Genomic DNA, 20,089 nt, shown 5'->3' with positions numbered 1-20,089 from the left:
CGCTTCATCATCTTTAAAAAAGTTGATTAATGGCTTTCAGATAGGCTGTTTGGGCCATCAAATAGGCATAGGCCGCTTGTAAATGGTTGTTTTTAACCTGAATCAGGCTTAACTCTGCATCTGCAACCTCATAATATTTCACCACACCTTTTTGCCACCTGCTGCTAATCAGCTGAAGGTTCCGCTCTGCCGAAGGAATAATTTTTCCCTGATGTTCCCATTCCAGCCAGCTGGTCTTCAGGTTGTTCTTCGCATTCAGCAATTCCAGGGACATGTCCTGATTCAGCTTTATTTTTTGCAGCTCAGCAATCTTTGCACTGGCCTGGGCTTGTTTTACCCGGTTACTTGTTTTAAATCCGGAGAAAATAGGGACCGTTAACCGAAGGCCCACAAACATACTGTTTGGCCATCTGTAATCCCCAAACCTGAAATTATCTGCCTGGGTCTGCAACTGATACTGACTGACGAAATTAAGGCTCGGCAGGTATTTACTTTTCTGCAGTTCAATCTGATTCATCGCAGCCTTGATCTGAATGCTGTTTCTGATCATTTCCGGACGGTTTTCAAGGAGAACACTATCCCCTAAAGCCAATGGACCTGCTGCTGTTAATGGAGCAGCATCCACCTTCAAGTCGTCAGTCAAGTCAATTTCTGTTGCCAATGGTAGCTGAATTAAGTTTTTCAGGAAATTCTTTGATTGCCGGATTTCATTATCCGACCTCAGTTCATTGATTTTCATGGACTCCAGATTGATAAAGGCCGATAAGGTATCTGCCGGTACAGCCATTCCTTGTTTCACGAGGTTCCGGCTGTTTCTTAGATTGAACTCTGCCCGCTTAATCGATTGTTTAACCAGTGTTTTTCCTGCTTCAGTTGCCAGAACATGGTAATAGGCCCTTCTGATTTCGTCAGCCAACTGCGTTTTTGACAACAGCGTATTCACTTTGCTCAGTTGTTCATCCCATTTTGCAGCTGCTATCTCTTTATAAATTTCTCTGTTGAAAACAGGCATGGTCAACGTTCCGGTAAGGGAATAAGAGTTCTTTGAGGCTGCGTTTATCGGAGTCAGATTTTTATCATCCAGTATTAAGTTGCCATCAGGGGCAACGCCAACAGTCGGGAAAAACATGACCGGTGATTTCACATTCCTGAAATATTCACCCGAGGCAGAAACATCAGGGTATAAACTCCCTTTGCTTTCCGCCTTGAAATGTCTGGCCTTCAGCTCTTCCAGCTCCGCCTGTTTAATCTGTATATTTTCAGACAGCCCTTTATCTAATGCCTCCTTCAGGCTCAGCTTCCGGTTTTGCGCCATGGCCATATTTCCTGCAAAAAGCAGCAAGAAAAATACCCCGGTTATTTTTGCAAGGCCAGTCAAAGCAGGACCAACTTTGGCCGGCGCTGCTTCGCCACCTGAGGTTGCTCCACCAGATTCTTTTTTTTCAGATGTTTTTTCTAACATCTTGGTGATCAGATCGTAAATTACAGGTACTACAAATAAAGTAAGGAACATAGAACTGCTCAGTCCGCCGATCAATACCCAGGCCAGTCCGCTGTTCATTTCTGCAGCAGCACCTTTTGCCAGGGCCAGTGGCAACATTCCGATCACCATGGCCAGGGTAGTCATTAAAATAGGCCTTAAACGTGTACTTCCTGCATCCAGTAAAGCATCCATGAGCGATTTACCTTCTGCTCTGGCCTCATTCGTCCTGTCCACCAGCAGGATGGCATTTTTAGCCACCAGTCCCATCATCATAATCAAACCGAGAATAGAGAACACATTGAGACTTTTTGCTGTCAGGGCAAGTGCTAAAAATGCACCTACAGCAGCCACAGGGATAGAAAACAGGACCACAAACGGGTATGCCCAATTGTTATACAATGCAACCATGATCAGGTAAACGAGGGTAAATGAAGCGAGCAGTGCAAGCCCAAGCTGGGTAAAGGCATCGCCCTGCAATTCCAGATCACCTTCGTAAGAGATCTTTACACCAGCAGGGACTTTAATTTTTGCCACGGTAGCTTTAATGTCTTCACCAACATCACCAACTGGTCTTCCTGTTACCTGCGACAACAATACAAGGCTCGCTTGTTTTGCCCTCCTCTGAAGGTTGGTGGCACTGGATTTCAGGACTACTTTCGCGAACTGGTCCAGGTAAACCAATTCTCCCTTATCATTGTTGAAGCTGTATTTTGGCAACATAGCGGTATGGCTATTCTGGTCCTGCTGCAATTGAATCCTCACATTCACATCTTCTGCAGTACCTCTGAACTTCAGCTCATCATAACCATTAATGGCGCTTCTCATATTGGCACCAACCATTCCCAGGTCCAGGCCTAACAAAGCCGCCTTTTCACGATTGATCTCGATCTCAATTTCCGGTTTGCCTTCTTCTGAGGACATGCGGGGCGTGACCACACCAGCAGTTTTACGCATAATGCCCATGAGCTGTCCGGCAGCAGCAAAAACACTGTCCCGTTCATTTCCGGATAAAAGGATCTGAATCGGCGCATCATTGGCCCCAAATAATCCGATAGGGGAAACCCTGGCCTTTACACCGGGCACTTCCATCGCCAATGCGCGAACTTCCCTGCTCAGGTCATTAAGGGATTTGCTCCGTTCCTTTCCTGGTTTTAAGGAGATATTGATGGACGCTACATTTCCACTGTTATTTTCGCCAAAACCATCCGACTGATACCCCACATTGGTAAACAGTTTGGTGATTTCAGGTACTGATTTTAATTTTGCTTCTACGGCTTGCACTGCATCGTCGGTAGCCGACAGTTTCGTTCCCGGCTGCATGTCGATCAATAAGGACAGTTCACCCTTATCCGTGGTTGGTGTAAATTCAGAACCTACAATGCCTGTGAGCACCAGGCTTACAGAAGCGATGAGCAAGCCCATGGTAATCAGTAAAGTAGCCATTTTACGTTGCAATGCGATTTTAAGCACCCGGGTATACCAATCAATCAAATCATTGATTTTGTTTTCAAAGAAAAGACCGATTTTCCCGAAAAATGAAGCATTGCTCAGGTGTTCTAATTTTGCAAATCTGGAAGCCAGCATAGGGGTGAGGGTGAAACAAACAAATAAGCTGGTCAGGGTAGAGACCACAATCACGAGGGAAAACTGTTTCACCAGACTTCCAACCAGGCCGGGAACCAATGCCATTGGTAAAAACACCACCACATCCACCAGTGTAATCGACAGTGCGGTAAAGCCAATCTCGTTCCTGCCATCTAAAGAAGCCTGCACTTTTTCTTTGCCCATTTCCATATGGCGGTAAATGTTCTCTAAGACCACGATGCTATCATCCACCAAAATCCCGATCACCAGACTCATGGCCAGCAAAGTCATCAGGTTGAGGGAGTAATCCATCACATACATCATGATAAAGGCGGTCACGAGTGAGGTTGGAATCGCAATCAGCACAATAACTGCATTCCGGAGACTGTGCAAAAATACCAGCATCACCAAAGCCACCAGTATAATGGCGATAAAGAAATCGGTATACACTGCCTTGGCGGCATTCAGCGTAAACTCACTGCTATCCTGAGCAATGTTGAATTTCAATTGAATATCCTTGTATTCTTCTTCCAGCAATTTCAGTTCCTCTCTTACTTTCTCAGAAACATCTACGGCATTTGCACCGGATTGTTTGTTCACAAATAATCCTATAGAAGGGGCATTGTCCAGTCTGCTCAGCACTTCGATACTTTTGGCTGCATTTTCTACACGGGCCACATCTTTGACACGGATTGCGCTGCCATCAGGAAAAATGCGGATGGGCAAATCAGCTACCAGGGCAGGATCGGTAATTTTTCCCGCCATTCTGATGCTCAGTTCCGCATCAGTATCTTTGATGTTTCCAAGGGGAACATCGTTGTTATTCTTACGGATGGCCTCTACCAGTTCTATATTCGAAATCTGGTAACTGGCCATTTTATCGGGATCGATCCAGATTTTTACTTCATTTTGTTCCCCTCCCAGTATGGTAATCCTGCCCACACTTTTAAGCTGAGCCAAACGTGGTTTGATCTTATCCTTAATCGTTTGGTATAGCGCAGCAGAAGTAGAACCGGAGGTGATGCCCAGCCGTAGTACAGGAAGGTCATTGATGTTAAACTTGTCGATATATGGGGTTTTAACGCCTGTGGGCATTTCTGCAAGTACACCACTCAGCGCCCTTTGGACATCCTGAACAGCCTGATCTGCATTGGCATCTGCAAGGAATGCCAACGTAACAACAGACAGGTTTTCTGATGAAGTGGCGCTCAGTTTTTTTACTTTAGTGACCGATCCCAGACTTTCTTCGATCTTCTTCGTGACACTGTTTTCAACTTCCTTAGGTGAAGCACCCGGATAGCTGGTCAGAATCGTTACATAAGGAGTTGCCAGATCAGGAAGCAACTCGTATTTTAAATTTTTGTAGGCAATAAAGCCAAGTCCTCCCAATAGGATGAAAAAGACCAGAAATATGATAGGGCGTTTGATGGCCAAACCTGTGATAGACATGATGCTTTAATTTAAGGTATAAGATTTCAATACTTTTCCAGGTTCGATATTTCCCTGGCCGGAGCTGATCACCAGATCACCCTTTTTCAGCCCTTCTTTGATTTCAACCGTAGTCCCGATATCTCTGCCCGGAACCACTGTTTTTCGCAGGGGATTTTTCCTGGAATCGATCACATATACATAGTTTCCTTTAACATCTCTCAATAAGGCTGTTCTTGGAATGGTGAGGGCTTTAGAGAACAGATCTTCATTAAAATGGACAGAAACATTCATTCCGCTCATCAATGGTGTGGTTTCAGGATTGGGGATTTCAATCTCCACCGGAAAAGCTTTGGCTTCATTGGCCAGTGGAATAATGGTTTTAATTTTTCCTTTCAGGCTGGTATTCACATAAACATCAGGCCGGATGCTCACCGTTCTGCCTACCTGTATTTTTGTAATGAGCTGTTCCGGAACAAATACTTTAACCAGCACATGGTCCATTTCTGCAATCACGCCAAGCAGTGTTCCAGGGCTGATATAATCACCGGGATTTGATTTTTTCTCTACAATTATTCCATTTGCGGGCGATACAACGTTCAGCTGTCCCACTTCTTTGTTGGAAATGGTCAGCTGCTGCTGATAAGTTTTCAATTGCATTTCCGCGGAGCTCAGCTGTAAACGGGCATTTTCTACTTCCACATAAGAAGCATTGTCTTCTTTTAACAAAGCTTCAAACCGGGCTGCATTTCTCCTGGCCGTTTCATAATCTGTTTTTGCTTTTGCCAGTCCCAATACATTGATTTGATTGGCTGCGGTCCTGATGGTCTTGTCGATCCGCCCGATCACCTCGCCTTTGCTCAGCTTTCTACCCAGCAGAATAGCAGAACTGGTCAGTTTTCCTTCACCTTCACTAAAGATATTGACGATGTTTTTGGCGGCGATATGTCCCCTGAATACCGATGCGCCAGGGACCTCTGTTTCTGTTGCATAAGCAGCAGAGACCGCATAGGAGACAGGGCTGAGGTCTTTTTTTATCTCACTGTCGGCTGCAGCTTTATTGTCAAGAAGAACATAGACAATAAAGCATAATATTCCGGTTATGGAGGATAACCAGATGATGATATTTTTTCCCTTTTTCATTTCTGTTTATTGGTTTATAATTTCTTCAAAATTATTCCATACACAGGGTGACGAGGGGAGGAAACTGACTGAGTTGTAGAAAAAGGCGACCGAATTAGAGAAATAGGCGGATCAATTTATAAAATGTCTTATACGCAAAAAAGCCGGACGTATCCGGCTCTTTCATAGCATATATAGAAATAACTTGTCGTTATTTTACGGGTTTACCGTCTTTATCTAATCTTACTGAAGCTGTTTCTTCACCTTTTTTGATATCGATCTGATAGTAAGTAGATTTATCCGCATTCGTTACCAGGAAGGCAGCTGTTGGTGTCCATGCTTTAACGGGTTCTGTTTGTAGTGTTGCTTTAACCGGCTCAGGTAAATCTTTCAACTCAACTGGTGCTTTAGTAACGCTATCCTGTTTAACGGTAATGGCTACTGGTTCTTTTACTTCACTTGCGTTTGCTGCTGTTAATCCTGCGAAAGCTAAAAATGCTGCTGATAAAATGATCTTTTTCATATTCGTTGTATTTCAGTTAATATTCTTGTTAATTACGTTTAGGGTAGGTTTAATAATGATGCCGTAATAAACATTTTCTGGCACAGTTCTGATTTTTAGACACTTAACTATTTATTCATCTGTTTTAATTGTAGAATTATTCTACAATTTGGGGGATTAGGAATCGGATTACCAGTTTTATAGAAGGAGGATTACAGGAAGAAAAAGTTTAGGTAATGCTATAAAAGAAAATCCTATCAAAAGAAAAGGGGCAGTTGCTTTCGACCGAAAGCAACTGCCCCTTTATACAGGCTATAAAAGAAAGTATACGTTAGTTCACATCTTTCTGTACTTTTCTTGCTGTACTTTTTCCAGGAAGGTAAATGCTGAAACCAACACCAAGTGTTAATTTATGCGCATAAGCACTGCTGCCAAATCCGACAACACCGTTATACTTTAGCAATCCTTCCAGTCCGATAGTTGGCGTCACAAAGTAAGTGAAACCCGGACCAAAACTAAAACCCAGTCCATTGGTATTTCCAACAGGACCAGCAGGATTAATTCCGTTAACACCTACAGTTGCCTCACCAAAGAACCTTGAGTTTTTCACCACTTCGTTTGCTCCGGTTGCGCCAAAGTATCTTCCCAAAGCACCAATGCCATAGTTAATGCCTGTTCCGCCACCTTTTTGAGTAGTCAGACCAAAATCCACTTCACCACCAATGGCAAGCCCATCCTGTATAAACCAGGCTGCTTTTGGATTGATATTGAAACTGAATGTATTGGGTTTATCCAGACCAAAACTAATATCTGAAAGGGAGGCACCGACAAATACATTACCTTTTTGTATCTGTGCTTTTGCGCCAAATAATAGTCCGGCACATAGACTAGCAGTTAAGAATAATTTTTTCATAAGATATGTTTTAAATGTATCTCTTTAACAAACCGATATAAGTTTTGTTTTTGAAAATTTATTATGCTTAAATGAGCTAAAGCAAGTATTCCTGGTATTGTACCTTAATTATTACCGTAAATATATTTTGCAGAATGAATAATTATATCTGATTATTCATTATAATTACAGTTACAAAAACACAAACTATGAATCAAAAAACATCTAACGCTTTCGTCGCAGTATCCTGGATCGCCCTTGGAGCGGGAATGATCGGCTATTTCGTCGGTTTAGCAAGAGCAGAAATGCAACTCAACGAAAAAGGATATTACTTCTCCATCATGATGTTTGGCTTGTTTGCCGTAGTATCCGTACAAAAAAGTGTAAGGGACAGGCTGGAAGGAATTCCTGTAACAGACATCTATTATGGATTGAGCTGGTTTGCTACACTTTTATCCATTGTCTTACTAACCATTGGACTTTGGAATGCCACATTATTGCCAAGCGAAAAAGGGTTTTATGCCTTTGCTTTCCTTTTGGCGATGTTTGGCGCTATTGCCGTACAGAAAAATACCAGGGATAACAAACCGGAAGGTGGTGGCGGTGGTCACATCAACCGTAATGAAGACAATTAAGCTTAAATAACAACATTAAAGAATGAAATTATCATTTGGAACGGTCATTAATGACCAACCGAATTACTTCATTGAAAAGATCTGGAAGGGCCTCATGGCCCTTTCTTCACATCTGGACAATGAGCATTACAGATATCAGGAACGTCACATTCAGAAGTTCGACAGGAACTGGGATGGTGATGCTTACACCGAATTTCTGGAACCAAAAATCCATACGATCAGAAAAGATCCTGATGAATTATGGCATGCAGGCGCAGAAATCACCATGGTCATCTATAAAGATACCTCAGATGAGTTTCAGTTTGCCCCGATGCTGCACTGCACCGGTGTTCAGAAAATCGAGATCAGAAAAGCTGCCGGGGAAAACTATACCGTTACTGTTGCTGAAAATCAGCTGGACGATGAACAACTGAATACCCTGGCCATAAATGATGGTTTTTCATCTGCTGAAGAATTATTGTCTTATTTTAGCGGAGATTTCAGTGGGAAACTCATCCATTGGACATCGGTTAGGTATTAACAAAAAGTATTGATCATGATCGTCAGCTACCATCTCGAAGATTTTAGCTCTTCTTTTTCTATTCCCGGACAGTTTATGATGGATAGGTTTGAAGATATCGGAAAACCTGTGCGTATGGTATGGCCACATAAACACAGTTTTTACGAGGTATTGTGGATTGAAAAAGGGCCTGCTCAGCACCTGATTGATCAGCATACCTTTGACCTCGACTCAGATGCACTTTTCTTTATAGCTCCCGGTCAGATCCATGAACTGGGGCAATCGGAAAATGTGAAAGGCTATAGCATCATGTTTACAGAAGAATTCCTTTCGCTTAGTCATGCCAGCCCTGAAATCCTGATGGGCTTGTCATTTCTCGAAAACAGTCATTCCAAACCATCATTTAGCCTAAACCCGGACGAATCAAAGGAACTGGCTTCCATATTAAACATGCTACATCTTGAGGCAGGGCGGAAAGACCGTTCGGCCAGTGTCATCAGGCACCTCCTGCTTGCTTTTCTTTTTCAGATCCAGAGGATGATGCTTTCAGAAGAATCTATAGAGACAGACAATATCAACCTCTTCAGCTTCAGGAAGTTCAGAAAGCTGATCGAGCAGAACTATAAAAAAGAAACCAAACTTTCCTTTTTTGCAGCACAGCTTTTCATCACTACAGCCCATTTAAATGAGATTGCTAAAAAAATCACCGGAAAAACTGCAGGGGAACTCATCCGGGAAAGAGTACTCCTGGAAGCAAAAAGAATGCTCATTCACGGCCCCTGGACTGTGGGGCAGATCGCAGCTGAGCTTGGCTTTAAAGACTTTTCTTATTTCTCCCGTCAATTTAAGAAACAGGAGGGATTAACACCTGCTGAGTTTCGGAAAACCGCATCTTCTGTCGCTTAATTACAGCAAAAGTACCAATAAAGCAAGCCTTAGTCCTAACATCGGGAAATCCGGCCGGGATACCTTTGCAACTAATTTTAAATCTATATCACATCATGCAGGTTAAACTGAACAGCATTGCCGAAGCCATTGAAGAGATTAAGGCCGGTAAAGTAATAATTGTAGTAGACGATGAAAATCGGGAGAATGAGGGGGATTTTATTACCGCTGCTGAGAATGCAAGCCCGGAGGTGATTAACTTCATGGTGAGTCATGGCAGGGGGCTGGTTTGCGCTCCTTTAACGGCAGATAGATGTGATGAACTCAACCTGCATCAAATGGTAACCGATAATACTGCCGCTTATGAAACCAGTTTCACCGTTTCTATTGATTTACTGGGAAGCGGCTGTACCACCGGAATCTCTGCATCCGACCGTTCAAAAACCATCAGGTCATTGATCGATCCAAAAGTAAAAGGCTTTGATCTGGGCAGACCAGGGCATATCTTTCCCTTACGCGCTAAAGAAGGTGGTGTATTGGCCAGACCCGGACATACGGAAGCAACCGTAGACCTTGCCCGTTTAGCGGGAATGGAGCCGGCAGGGGTATTGGTAGAAATCCTGAAAGAAGATGGGGAAATGGCCCGTTTACCGGATCTGATGGAAATCGCCGCCAGACACCAGTTGAAAATCATCTCTATCGAAGACCTGATTGCTTACCTTAAAAAGGAACACTAGGAAAAGTATTTTGATCTGTCAGCCTTTTGATCATCGCTGAACTCTGTTCACGGCCATGCTCCAGCCTGTCCTTGAAAAACAGTTTAGTCTGGTCAAAATGCTGTTTATAGCCCTCCATATCCCCGTAGCCGATGATGGATGCCCATTCCCGTACTGCGGAATGAAACTCCAGGTCGTCTGCACGGATGCTCTTATCAAATAGCGCTGCATGGATGGACTCTTCCAGCAGGTCCTCATTCCGGAAAAGGTATTCCACAATTCCCAGCCTCAGCCGAAATGGGGGAGTCTGACAAATCAGGTTATCGTAAGGGTTGATCTGTAAATGGTACCAGGCGTCGGCCATACTCAGTAAACTGAGGTGTGAATTGGCCTTCCGTACCCCCGGACTGGTAGACAGTGAAAATTCCTGCATCACCTGATCATCCAGAAGCAATGGTTTCCTGCTTTCATGAAAAACAAAATCCCTGACTTTATAAAGACGGTTTCTGAACTCCTGTTCTTCCTCCATGATCATCATCTTAAAAAGTTCCGATTCCGACTGGGCATAACGTTTCACCTGTTGCCTTGCAAAGGGATTCAGGATCGCCAAACCCGCATAGATATGCGCTTTATAGCTAAAGATCCGAAGGGTGGTCAGGATTTTTACATTGTCTATTCCACCCAGATAGGATGCATTTTCCCATGGAAAGAAGCCGGCCGATGCCCAGGCTGTACCCATACTTTCAAACCCTACGTGTGTGGCAGCCTGTGTATCGGCAACAATGCGGTCGTGGTCCCGGTAATCTTTCATCTCTACCAGTTCAGAGCCCAGGCAGGAGAGGAGGTCGGTCATACGCTGGTATGCTTCATTACTGGTCCGGTGGGGGATGACAATCATTTTCTGACCCGCAGGATCAAAGCCTGGTCCGTGTAAAGAATGACAGGTGATGATCTGAATGTCCTTAGGCAGGTATTTCTCAAAAGCCGTGATCTCCGGATGTTTCACCGAAGTTTGTCCTGCCACAATTGCCCCATATTTAGTCGAACTGCCATACATCGCCAATACCTGCTCGATCTTTTCCGATTCTACCGCATAAAAAATCACATCACAGATTCTGGAAACTTCCTTACCATCCTCCAGAATGGTAATCCCATAGGGGTTTAGCGTTTCATTTAATTCTTCTCTCCGCTGTGGAAGGTCGGAGCCATAAACGGTATAACCTGCTTTAGCAAAACCTAAAGCATACATTTTACCCATATCACCAAGTCCTATAATTCCTACATTCATCATCAGCTGTTAAACGCTGCAAATAAGGCAAAATTCCTTTTAATCAGAAATGATGAGCATCACAAAAAATCAGCATCATCATAAAGGGGAACAAAAGTTTAAGTATATCAGAATATTTTAAAGCCATACACGTTAGAAGGAGAGTTAATGCATAAAGACATTAACTTTGTCACATGAAACGTAATTCCTTTTTATTTTTAACGCTGACGGCATCCGTTTTTTCCTCAGCATTATTTGCACAAACCAACCCGCTCCAACAAAAACTGGACAGCATCGTCAGGACTAAAAAAGCTGATGTAGGCTTCTCCGTATTGTATTTGGAAAACCAGAAAGTCGTCTCTGTGAATGGCGACAAGCATTATCCAATGCAAAGTGTCTACAAATTTCACCTTGCCCTGGCCGTGTTGAACCAGGTAGACCAAGGTAAATTCAGTATCGACCAAAAAATTCTTGTCAAACCAAGCGACCTGCTTCAGGATACCTGGAGCCCGATACGCGATAAATATCCAAATGGAAATGTCGAATTGCCTTTATCGGAAATCCTGAAATACACCGTTTCGGAGAGCGATAACAACGGCTGTGACATTTTATTCAGGCTCATCGGAGGTACCGGAAAAGCACATCAGTTTATCAAAAAACAAGGCATTAAAGAGATCTCTATTACCGGAACAGAGGAAGAGATGCACAAAGATGATCAGGTACAGTTCAGGAACTGGACTACACCAAAAGCGGCCAATCAATTGCTTAAAAAATTCTGGGAAGGTAAAGTCCTTAAAAAGGCTACCGGAGATTTCTTAATGAAAATTATGGAAGAAACCGTAACAGGACCGGGTAAAATTAAAGGCCTGTTGCCTCAGGGAACTGTTGTTGCCCATAAAACCGGAAACTCAGGAGTAAATAAAGCGGGGATTATTTCAGGTTCCAATGACATTGGAATTGTGACCCTTCCTAATGGCAAAAAAATGCTCATCTCTGCATTTGTATCGATGACAAAAGAAGATGATAAAGAAGTCGATAAGATCATTGCAGAGCTGGCCAAAGCAGCCTTTGATGAAGCGGTAAAGTAACCAGGTTTATATCAACCATATTTTATTAAAAAAGCGCGTGTTGTCTGGTAAATAATCGTCTGGACAATACGCGCTTTTTATATTACCCGTTAATAAAAAATGAAAATGTTTTGCAAATCGCAGATATATAGTGCAACTTTGTTGCGATTTGAAACGGAAAGTAATTTTTTTACATACAACTTTAACAAAGGCATTCTCCATCCTGATAATGCTGATGTTTCTGTGTATCGTAAATTTGCAGTACCTGCACCATCATACGCATAACCATCATTCTGAAGATTCATTTCATATTGTTAAAGTGATGAAATCAGATCACTGTAAAATCTGTGATCATTTCCTGCATCAAAAGAACAATGCCATAAGACCCGACCGTGTTCTTTATGATTTTGCGGTAATCACTCATCAACCAGTAAACGGCGGCTTATACCTGCCAGGCAGATCTTCTACTCTTGTCCTTTGTTTTAGCAACAAGGGGCCTCCTTTAGTGTCATAAACGCTGCTTCGCCCAAATCTGGGCACTTATCAAAATATCCTTTTACATCTGCTTTAATCGAATCTTACAGATTCGGTAGGATGGCTTTTTTATGGCCGTTACAATTACTATGAAGAAAATTTGCTTCCTGATCATCAGTTTGTTCATTTGTTCTGCGCTTTTTGCGCAGGAATATCGTTTATCCGGAAAAGTGTTCGGCCCATTGGGAAGGCCCGTCAGGGACGTTGAGTTAAGTCTTATGGGATTAAGCCAGTCGGTTAAATCAGGTTTCGATGGGAGCTTTTCTTTCAAATTGACCAGGAGAGGAGACCATTACCTCTTAGCTTCAGCGGCAGGGTTCGCCCTCTATAACCAAAAAGTCTCCCTCCGGCAGGATTCCGTTTTCGTCATTGTCAGATTAAATACTGCACTTCATCAGCTGGAAGATGTCAACATCGTGGAGAACCGGGCCTTAAAAAGGCAACAGGAAGAATCGATGAATGTCGAAACCGTAAAACGTGATTTCATCCTGAGGAACCTTGGTGGTAGTTTGATGAAGTCCTTGGAGCGACTTCCCGGGATCAAAACCATTGGCATTGGTAGTGGTCAATCTAAACCGCTTATTCGTGGAATGGGCTTTAACCGTGTAGTGGTGACAGACAAAGGGATGAAACATGAAGGGCAGCAATGGGGAGCAGACCATGGACTGGAAATAGATCAGTTTTCAACAGCTGAGGTAGAAGTGATTAAAGGTGCCGCCTCATTTGTTTATGGTTCAGATGCCATAGCGGGTGTAATCGACGTAAAATCACCACTTCCACCAGCAATAAATTCTTTAGGTGGGGCAATTGATTTTATAGGGAAAACGAACAACGGATGGTATGGTACTTCGTTAAATCTAAATGGCAGAAAGAAGTATTGGTTTTTTGATTCCAGAATAACTTATCAGAATTATGGAGATTATAAAGTCCCGGCAGATTCAGTATATATCTATGATTATGCGGTAGCACTTAACAAAGGACATTTACGAAATACCGCAGGACGCGAGACAGACCTGCACTTCAGTACAGGATACACAAAAGGAGCTTTCCGTTCAGTTCTTTATTTCAGTAACGTACATCAAAAAAGCGGTTTTTTTGCCAACGCGCATGGTTTGGAACCCAGAAGGGTAGATGCAGGGCTACATGATGCTTCTTCCAGAGATATCCTGATGCCAAAACAGGAGGTGAACCATTTTAAGCTGATCAACAGAACTGTTTTTGAATTCAATGGCCACAGACTGAAATTTGACCTTGGTTATCAGCATAATTTTCGTCAGGAACATAGTAACTATGTCAACCATGGTTATATGCCTCCAATCTATCCTGCAGATCGGAAGGAACCATCCGATCTGGAACGTGAGTTTGACAAGCGGGTATATGCTGCGAACCTGAGTGATCAGCTTCAGTTAGGAAAACATGAGCTGAACTTTGGTCTAAACAGCGAATACCAGAACAATCAGATCAATGGCTGGAGCTTCCTGGTTCCTGCTTTCAGGCAATTTACCGCAGGGTTGTTTGTTTATGATAAATATAAATTGAACAATAACCTGTTTGTTCATGGAGCCCTGCGCTATGACTTTGGAAATGTCCATCTGGATCATTATCAGGATTGGTTTCTTTCGCCTGTAGGATCAGGGAATCCACAGGTTTATCAGCATCTAACCAGAGCTGCGGATTTAAAAAGGACCTTTAACAGTCTGGTTTATTCCCTGGGTATCAACTTTAATAAAGACCAGTTCGAACTTAAATGGAACATGGGTAAGAGTTTCCGAATGCCAATTCCGAAAGAACTTGGCGCAAACGGAGTAAATTACCACTATTTCAGCTACGAAAAAGGAAACCCTAACCTCTCCCCGGAGCTTTCTTATCAGGCAGATCTTGGCTTAAGCTGGAAAGCGGAAAAATGGTCGGTCGCTTTCAGTCCTTTCTATAACTACTTTCCGAATTACATCTATTTAAATCCAACAGCTGATCACGACTATGATTATGGTGCAGGAAATCAGATTTTCCAATACGCACAAAGCAGGGTGATGCGTTATGGTGCCGAATTGCAGCTTAAATTAAAATTGCTGAAAAACCTGAGTACAGAAGCCCTTGCCGAATACCTCTATGCCAAACAGCTGTCGGGAGATAAAAAGGGATATGTACTTCCATTCTCCCCACCGCCTTCTTTGCTGCTGAACCTGACCTATAGCGCTGATCTTAGTAAAGCTCTAACAAACGCATATTTTTCTGTTGATTACCGGATCACGGCTAAGCAACATCGTATCGTTCCCCCGGAAAAGAAGACAGAGGGTTATGGGATTTTTAACATTCAGGCCGGAACAAAAATAAATGTAAATGGAATGCCGGTCTCGGTAAACCTGCAGGCGCAAAACCTGCTCAACACAAAATATCTAAATCATACCAGTTTTTACAGGCTTATTGAATTGCCCGAGGCGGGAAGGAATCTCATTTTATCCATCAGTATCCCATTTAAAATCAATAAAAATCAAATCCATTAACGAAACACAAATGATGAAAACAAAAAGAATGATGGTTGTCCTGTTCATAAGTCTGGCAATTTTCAGTGCATGTAGTAAGTACAAAACCGCGGAACCAAATCTTCCTAAACCAACAGCAACAAACGTAGAAATAGGAACCAATAATAACAAACGTGGAATTATTGGTGCAGATTTTCACCTCAATGCCGATATCCTTGCAGGCCATAAAATAGCGCTTGTTAAAGTCCTGATTACTCAAAAAGCCGGGGAGACTTACACTGCTCCATGGAAATTTGAATTGGCATGGGAGAGTTACAAGGATGCAAAGAATACCAATGTCCACCGACATTTTGATATTCCAAAGGATGCACCAAAGGGTAAGTACGACTTTTCACTGATCGTAACAGATCAGAATGGAACACAATTAGTGATTAAAGAGGACTTCAACATTATGGCTCAGTCTGACTTGCCATTTAATCCGGCTTTTAGCCTCCGCACCGTTCCCGAAGAAAATAAAGTTTACAAAAAAGGAGAGGTGTTAACAGCGCGTTTCACTGTAAACGACGTACAGGGCGAAGGTACGTTATGCGCTGTGCTGATCAAAGAAAGCGCAAAACACTATCCTGAAACAGTAGCTCATATTGATTTTAGTAAGGCTATAGTAATCGGCAGGTTTGTCAGCAACGAAAGCCCTTCCTGGGGAATGTTCAACACCATTACCATTGGCGCAGACAGAGATTCCAACTCCCCTGAGCCCTCAGCAATTACAGGACTAAAAAAATGGGAGTCAGGGAAGTACAATTTTGTACTCATCTATGAGAATAAGCTACATAACCTTAGTCTGCATAAAAGCATTCCGATCGTAATTGATTATCAGTAAAAAACACAAAACACATATTATAATGAAGAAAAAGTACATTATTCCAGGTATTCTCATCGCCGGATACTTCTTGTCAGGCTGTAAAAAAGATAGTGCTGAGGTGGATACCAGTTACCCGGAAATCGACATTACTGCCGCAAGCGCATTCCCTAAACAGTGCGGCAGTATCAGAAGGGGAGAAAAATTCATATTCAGGGCAAGCTTTCATGACAACGTAGAACTGGGGTCATCCAGCATAGACATTCATCATAATTTCGATCACCATACACACAGTACAGAAGTAAGTAACTGTAATATGGAGCCCGTTAAGAAGCCGGTAAATCCTTTCCTGCTCATTAAAACTTTTCCAATTGCTGCAGGGCAAAAATCATTTACCATTAATGAAGAGCTGGTGGTTCCGGCAGATGCCGATCCTGGTGACTATCATTTTATGATCAGACTAACTGACAAAGCAGGATGGCAAACGATAAAAGGAATCAGCATTAAACTGCTGTAACCTGCTTTAAAATAGAAAAATATCAATTACTACTAAATAAAACAACATGTTAAACAAACAACTTTTTAAGAAAATCTTACTGGGGATGATCGTCATTGCTTCAGTCTCTGCATGTAAAAAAGACAAGGCTGAACCGGTAGATCCGAAAACTCCGGAAACTACTGCGACTAAAGAATTCAAATACCTGAGGGTATTGGTTGCCGATGAGCTTTCTAACAAAATCACCCAGGTTGATCCTTTTACCGGGACCATTACCTCCTATGATGCAAAATACCCTTTGGCAACACTTTATGGAACAGCAAACAAACGTTATGCAACGGTGATCTACCAAAAGGAAAACCTGGTTGAAATTTTTGATACAGGTCTTCAAAGCCATCAGGATCATGTTGATGTTGATGGTTCCCCAAAATGGGCATCCATCTCTGCAACTGCAGCAAAGCCGACACATTACAAAAGTGTAAAGGATGAGGTATTGATATTCAACGATAGTGAGGGCACATTGAGCCTGGGAAAAGAATCCGACTTCCATACGGTTGGGGCAAAATTCAAGATCATCAATGCCGGCTTGTTACCTCACCATGGTGCAATGGCCAATTTTGACAATGGCACCATTGCGGTTACCACAACCGCAAGTGCCGGTGCAGCACCAACGAAGGTGATCGTTATTGACAAAGATGGCAAGCATATCCATCCATCTAAATTAGAGTTTGGTAACATTCATGGCAATGCCAGCGACGGTGGGAATGCTGTTTTTGGTGGTTTTACAAATTCAACGGCAACAGCAGGTGGGGTTTTAGTCGTTAAAGCTACCGGAGAGCAAAGGGTAATTCCAAACCCTGATGGTTTTGGTGCATTTCGTTTGGCAAGCATTTACTATGCTGATGCCGCAGATAAATTCGTTGGATTCGTGGCCACAAAAGGAGCTTACCTGATTGACATTAAAACAGATAAGATCTCGCCAATATATGCTGGCAATGATGTCTTTCAATGCAAGCTTGACTATGCAGGAAAGAACCTGTTGCTGTTAACGCTTGATGGAAAATTGAGAATTTATAACCTCAGCAGCGGGCAGCTAACCAGGGAAGGGACAGCAATTTCAGCAGTTACTTCAACCGATACCTACAAACCGGTTATTGAAGCGACAGCTAAGTTCGCGTACATTTCCTTACCTGCAAGTGGAGAGGTTGTTCAGATAGACCTGACTGATTTCCGCAAAATCATCAGACATAAAGTATCCTCACGTCCGGTAAAGCTTGCGCTTACAGGGTTTGAGAGTAATGCAGGTCATAATGATTAATATCCGGTAAAAAATATCGGGTATGGCCTTGTGTAAATTCTCCAGGCTATACCCGATACTTATTTAAATATTTGTTCCGCTATCCATTGTTAATGAAGTCCCGGTCATGTACTTCGACTCTTCGCCGGCAACCCAGGCTACTAACGAAGCAATTCCTTCGGCCGTTCCGTATTCTTTAATTGCCATTCTCTCTCTTGCTGCATCTGCTGATGGCCCTGTAGCCGGATTCATATCCGTTTCTGTTGGTCCCGGATTTACCAGGTTTGCGGTAATTCTTCTGTCGCCAAGATCGCGAGCCAGTCCTTTGTTAAAACTAACCAAAGCTGATTTACTCATAGAATACAAGGTGAGGTTAGGAACCGTCACGATTTCTGCCAGGCAGCTGCCTATGGTAATGATTCTTCCACCATCAGGAATGTGCTTTATGGCTGCCTGAGTGGCAAAAAACACCCCTTTTACATTCACATCAAACATTCTGTTAAAGTCTTCCTGCGTATATTCTTCAAAAGCTTTACCATCTGCAACACCGGCATTGTTCACCAGGATGTCTATTTTGCCGAAATGCGCTGCTGCTTTTTCTACTGCTCCGGTCACTTCTTCATAACTGCCACTGTCTGCTTTTATGGCAATTGCCTGGCCTCCGTTATTTTCAATTTCTTTTACCAGATTTTCAGATGCTGCTCCCGAACTGGCATAAGTAAAAGCTACTTTGGCCCCTTCAGCACTTAGTCTTTTTACAATAGCTGCACCAATCCCTCTGCTTCCGCCTGTAACCAATGCTATTTTATTCTTTAAATTTGTCATATGAAGTTTTCTATATTTTATTCAAATTTATAATTAGATATTTGAAAATAAGGGTACACATCAAATTGTTAGGTACTTACTAAAACGTAAGAAATGAGAAAAGAGAGCTCTACGAACAATATTAACGAAAAAAGGCTAAGAGAAATGTGTGGAACTTCCTACGCATTGTCCATTATTGGAGGTCGTTGGAAGCCTACGATCATTTGCCGCTTAATGGATGGGAAAGTAAGGTATAGCGAACTCAGGGATTCTATAGCAGGGGTTTCGGAGCGAATGCTGGTACAGCAACTGAGAGAACTTGAAAAAGATGGGATCCTGATCAGGATTGTTCATCCTCAGGTTCCGCCAAAGGTCGAATATGAACTCACTGAAGATGGATTGTGTATGCAACCCATGCTCACTAAGATGTCGGAATGGGGAAACAACCATAAGGCCAAATATCAGAAAGAGGAGCTTGTTTAACATACAAGCCCCTCTTTTAATGATTTACGAGGTGATGATCTACCCTGTGATTATTTGCTGGGTGTAAATACCCAGGTATCATCAAACAATGTTGATCCGTTTCTTCCGGTGGTAATAAAGCCCTTATTGCCTATCGCAAAACCAATTGCAGCCTCTCTTGCTGCTCCTTTAAAATCATCGTATTGCTTCCAGTCGTCCATATCAGCTCTATATTTCCATACCGAGTTTAAAAGCTGTCCGGAGCTTCCTCCAACAATGTATCCACTATTTCCGATCACAAATGTAGAGGCAAACTGACGGCTCAGGTTATATTCATGTGGTTTTTTAGGCTGGTTCAGGTCATTCAGCTTTTCCCAGGTGTCTCCTTTAACGGAATACCTCCAGAAGTCAGACAAATACCTCCCGTTATTAAGTCCGCCACCAATATAAACGGCATCTCCGATCGTGAAGGTAAATGCATTTGATCTTTTAGAGCTGGGTAAACTGCTTACTTTCTTCCATTGATCAGTTTGAGGGTTATAGCTGTAAAAATCAACCAGATCTCCGGTTTTATTTGTACCTGTGCCTACCACTCCCAGACCATTAGCCGCAAAGGCAACAGCTCCGTATCTGGCTTCACCAGGGAAATCAGCAGCTACCTTTTTCCAGGTTTTCCCAACCGGATCATACTCATAAAAATCAGAAAGGGCATCCTTACCATCAAAGCCGGCTCCAACGTAAGCCTTTCCCTCAATAGTAAATGAAACGGCATAATTTCTGGCTTTACCCGGGAAAACGACGAATTCATCTTTGTCATTTTTAATTCTGGTCCAGTTGGCCTTGTCTTCATTATAGGTCCATAAGTCGTTCAATCTTTTCTCGCCATCAAATCCTCCGGTAACATACACCTTACCATTAACAACAAAGCTGGTTGCCCCACTCCGCCGAACCCCTTCAAAATCAGAGCCCAGAACCCATTCTTTAGGATCGTCTTTTTTATCTTTTTTGCAGGCAGATGCCATCACCACGATTATCAACAGGGACACTTTCAGTAGTTTTTTCAACATGATCATA

At 42.7% G+C, this 20,089-nt stretch carries 16 protein-coding genes and 1 pseudogene; 10 read left to right on the top strand and 7 right to left on the bottom strand.

Annotation, left to right across the window (positions count from 1 at the left end):
- Positions 1–13: 13 nt before the first annotated feature.
- The 4 genes from BUC20_RS04710 to BUC20_RS04695 all read right to left on the bottom strand — a co-directional run bounded on the left by BUC20_RS04710 (position 14) and on the right by BUC20_RS04695 (position 7,032).
- Positions 14–4,516: an efflux RND transporter permease subunit gene (locus tag BUC20_RS04710; protein ID WP_073228038.1), complete on the bottom strand. Its 4,503-nt coding sequence runs from the start codon at positions 4,514–4,516 to the stop codon at positions 14–16.
- A 6-nt stretch (positions 4,517–4,522) separates the two neighbouring features.
- Positions 4,523–5,638: an efflux RND transporter periplasmic adaptor subunit gene (locus BUC20_RS04705; protein WP_073228035.1), complete on the bottom strand. Its 1,116-nt coding sequence runs from the start codon at positions 5,636–5,638 to the stop codon at positions 4,523–4,525.
- A gap of 190 nt (positions 5,639–5,828) precedes the next feature.
- Positions 5,829–6,140 carry a hypothetical protein gene (locus tag BUC20_RS04700; RefSeq protein ID WP_073228032.1) on the bottom strand — a complete coding sequence of 104 codons (312 nt, stop codon included), beginning with the start codon at positions 6,138–6,140 and terminating at the stop codon, positions 5,829–5,831.
- A gap of 310 nt (positions 6,141–6,450) precedes the next feature.
- Positions 6,451–7,032, bottom strand: coding sequence for a hypothetical protein (locus tag BUC20_RS04695; protein WP_073228029.1), 582 nt, complete (start codon positions 7,030–7,032; stop codon positions 6,451–6,453).
- Positions 7,033–7,220: 188 nt separating this feature from the next.
- Here BUC20_RS04695 and yiaA point away from each other — a divergent pair, with 188 nt between their 5' ends.
- From yiaA to ribB, 4 genes and pseudogenes are all read left to right on the top strand, one after another.
- Positions 7,221–7,646, top strand: coding sequence for an inner membrane protein YiaA (gene yiaA, locus BUC20_RS04690; protein ID WP_073228027.1), 426 nt, complete (start codon positions 7,221–7,223; stop codon positions 7,644–7,646).
- Between the two features lie 22 nt (positions 7,647–7,668).
- Positions 7,669–8,166: a hypothetical protein gene (locus BUC20_RS04685; protein WP_073228024.1), complete on the top strand. Its 498-nt coding sequence runs from the start codon at positions 7,669–7,671 to the stop codon at positions 8,164–8,166.
- A gap of 15 nt (positions 8,167–8,181) precedes the next feature.
- Complete coding sequence (locus BUC20_RS04680) at positions 8,182–9,051, top strand: AraC family transcriptional regulator (protein ID WP_073228022.1); 870 nt, start codon at positions 8,182–8,184, stop codon at positions 9,049–9,051.
- Between the two features lie 95 nt (positions 9,052–9,146).
- Positions 9,147–9,758, top strand: a pseudogene (gene ribB, locus BUC20_RS04675) (3,4-dihydroxy-2-butanone-4-phosphate synthase); the annotation flags it as partial.
- On the opposite strand, the gene BUC20_RS04670 reads toward ribB, so the two are convergent.
- Positions 9,751–11,037, bottom strand: a complete 1,287-nt coding sequence (locus BUC20_RS04670; protein WP_317042760.1) for a prephenate dehydrogenase — start codon at positions 11,035–11,037, stop codon at positions 9,751–9,753. The pseudogene ribB and the gene BUC20_RS04670 sit on opposite strands and share 8 nt — an antisense overlap.
- A 170-nt stretch (positions 11,038–11,207) precedes the next feature.
- Between BUC20_RS04670 and bla the strand changes: the two genes are divergently transcribed.
- The 5 genes from bla (at position 11,208) to BUC20_RS04640 (ending at position 17,770) form a co-directional block, all read left to right on the top strand.
- The gene (bla, locus tag BUC20_RS04665) at positions 11,208–12,101 is read left to right on the top strand and encodes a class A beta-lactamase, subclass A2 (RefSeq protein ID WP_073228017.1); all 894 of its coding nucleotides are present in this window, start codon (positions 11,208–11,210) and stop codon (positions 12,099–12,101) included.
- 602 nt (positions 12,102–12,703) lie between these two features.
- The gene (locus BUC20_RS04655; protein WP_073228013.1) at positions 12,704–15,118 is read left to right on the top strand and encodes a TonB-dependent receptor; all 2,415 of its coding nucleotides are present in this window, start codon (positions 12,704–12,706) and stop codon (positions 15,116–15,118) included.
- 10 nt (positions 15,119–15,128) lie between these two features.
- On the top strand, positions 15,129–15,977 hold the full coding sequence (locus tag BUC20_RS04650; protein ID WP_084528534.1) for a DUF4625 domain-containing protein: 849 nt from the start codon (positions 15,129–15,131) through the stop codon (positions 15,975–15,977).
- A gap of 22 nt (positions 15,978–15,999) precedes the next feature.
- Complete coding sequence (locus tag BUC20_RS04645; protein ID WP_073228011.1) at positions 16,000–16,473, top strand: DUF4625 domain-containing protein; 474 nt, start codon at positions 16,000–16,002, stop codon at positions 16,471–16,473.
- 46 nt (positions 16,474–16,519) lie between these two features.
- Positions 16,520–17,770 (top strand): hypothetical protein, encoded by a 1,251-nt coding sequence (locus BUC20_RS04640; protein WP_073228009.1) that lies wholly within the window; start codon positions 16,520–16,522, stop codon positions 17,768–17,770.
- Positions 17,771–17,833: 63 nt separating this feature from the next.
- Here BUC20_RS04640 and BUC20_RS04635 read toward each other — a convergent pair whose 3' ends face one another.
- Positions 17,834–18,574, bottom strand: a complete 741-nt coding sequence (locus BUC20_RS04635; RefSeq protein ID WP_073228006.1) for a 3-oxoacyl-ACP reductase family protein — start codon at positions 18,572–18,574, stop codon at positions 17,834–17,836.
- Between the two features lie 93 nt (positions 18,575–18,667).
- Between BUC20_RS04635 and BUC20_RS04630 the strand changes: the two genes are divergently transcribed.
- The gene (locus BUC20_RS04630) at positions 18,668–19,036 is read left to right on the top strand and encodes a winged helix-turn-helix transcriptional regulator (protein ID WP_073228003.1); all 369 of its coding nucleotides are present in this window, start codon (positions 18,668–18,670) and stop codon (positions 19,034–19,036) included.
- 50 nt (positions 19,037–19,086) lie between these two features.
- On the opposite strand, the gene BUC20_RS04625 is transcribed toward BUC20_RS04630, so the two are convergent.
- Entirely contained in the window at positions 19,087–20,082 is a 996-nt protein-coding gene (locus BUC20_RS04625; protein ID WP_073229481.1) for a Kelch repeat-containing protein, read from the bottom strand.
- Positions 20,083–20,089: the final 7 nt, after the last annotated feature.

Origin of the sequence: Pedobacter caeni (genome assembly GCF_900129215.1) — a bacterium.
Classification (GTDB): Bacteria; Bacteroidota; Bacteroidia; order Sphingobacteriales; family Sphingobacteriaceae; genus Pedobacter; species Pedobacter caeni.
The sequence above is the reverse complement of the archived record's forward strand: the minus strand, read 5'-3'. Positions and strand labels throughout refer to the sequence as shown.

What these genes read in the sequence shown, in the direction of transcription:
- BUC20_RS04710 (WP_073228038.1), bottom strand. Translation starts at nt 4,516, where the DNA reads ATGTCTATCACAGGTTTGGCCATCAAACGCCCTATCATATTTCTGGTC.
- BUC20_RS04705 (WP_073228035.1), bottom strand. Translation starts at nt 5,638, where the DNA reads ATGAAAAAGGGAAAAAATATCATCATCTGGTTATCCTCCATAACCGGA.
- BUC20_RS04700 (WP_073228032.1), bottom strand. Translation starts at nt 6,140, where the DNA reads ATGAAAAAGATCATTTTATCAGCAGCATTTTTAGCTTTCGCAGGATTA.
- BUC20_RS04695 (WP_073228029.1), bottom strand. Translation starts at nt 7,032, where the DNA reads ATGAAAAAATTATTCTTAACTGCTAGTCTATGTGCCGGACTATTATTT.
- yiaA (WP_073228027.1), top strand. Translation starts at nt 7,221, where the DNA reads ATGAATCAAAAAACATCTAACGCTTTCGTCGCAGTATCCTGGATCGCC.
- BUC20_RS04685 (WP_073228024.1), top strand. Translation starts at nt 7,669, where the DNA reads ATGAAATTATCATTTGGAACGGTCATTAATGACCAACCGAATTACTTC.
- BUC20_RS04680 (WP_073228022.1), top strand. Translation starts at nt 8,182, where the DNA reads ATGATCGTCAGCTACCATCTCGAAGATTTTAGCTCTTCTTTTTCTATT.
- BUC20_RS04670 (WP_317042760.1), bottom strand. Translation starts at nt 11,037, where the DNA reads ATGATGAATGTAGGAATTATAGGACTTGGTGATATGGGTAAAATGTAT.
- bla (WP_073228017.1), top strand. Translation starts at nt 11,208, where the DNA reads ATGAAACGTAATTCCTTTTTATTTTTAACGCTGACGGCATCCGTTTTT.
- BUC20_RS04655 (WP_073228013.1), top strand. Translation starts at nt 12,704, where the DNA reads ATGAAGAAAATTTGCTTCCTGATCATCAGTTTGTTCATTTGTTCTGCG.
- BUC20_RS04650 (WP_084528534.1), top strand. Translation starts at nt 15,129, where the DNA reads ATGATGAAAACAAAAAGAATGATGGTTGTCCTGTTCATAAGTCTGGCA.
- BUC20_RS04645 (WP_073228011.1), top strand. Translation starts at nt 16,000, where the DNA reads ATGAAGAAAAAGTACATTATTCCAGGTATTCTCATCGCCGGATACTTC.
- BUC20_RS04640 (WP_073228009.1), top strand. Translation starts at nt 16,520, where the DNA reads ATGTTAAACAAACAACTTTTTAAGAAAATCTTACTGGGGATGATCGTC.
- BUC20_RS04635 (WP_073228006.1), bottom strand. Translation starts at nt 18,574, where the DNA reads ATGACAAATTTAAAGAATAAAATAGCATTGGTTACAGGCGGAAGCAGA.
- BUC20_RS04630 (WP_073228003.1), top strand. Translation starts at nt 18,668, where the DNA reads ATGAGAAAAGAGAGCTCTACGAACAATATTAACGAAAAAAGGCTAAGA.
- BUC20_RS04625 (WP_073229481.1), bottom strand. Translation starts at nt 20,082, where the DNA reads ATGTTGAAAAAACTACTGAAAGTGTCCCTGTTGATAATCGTGGTGATG.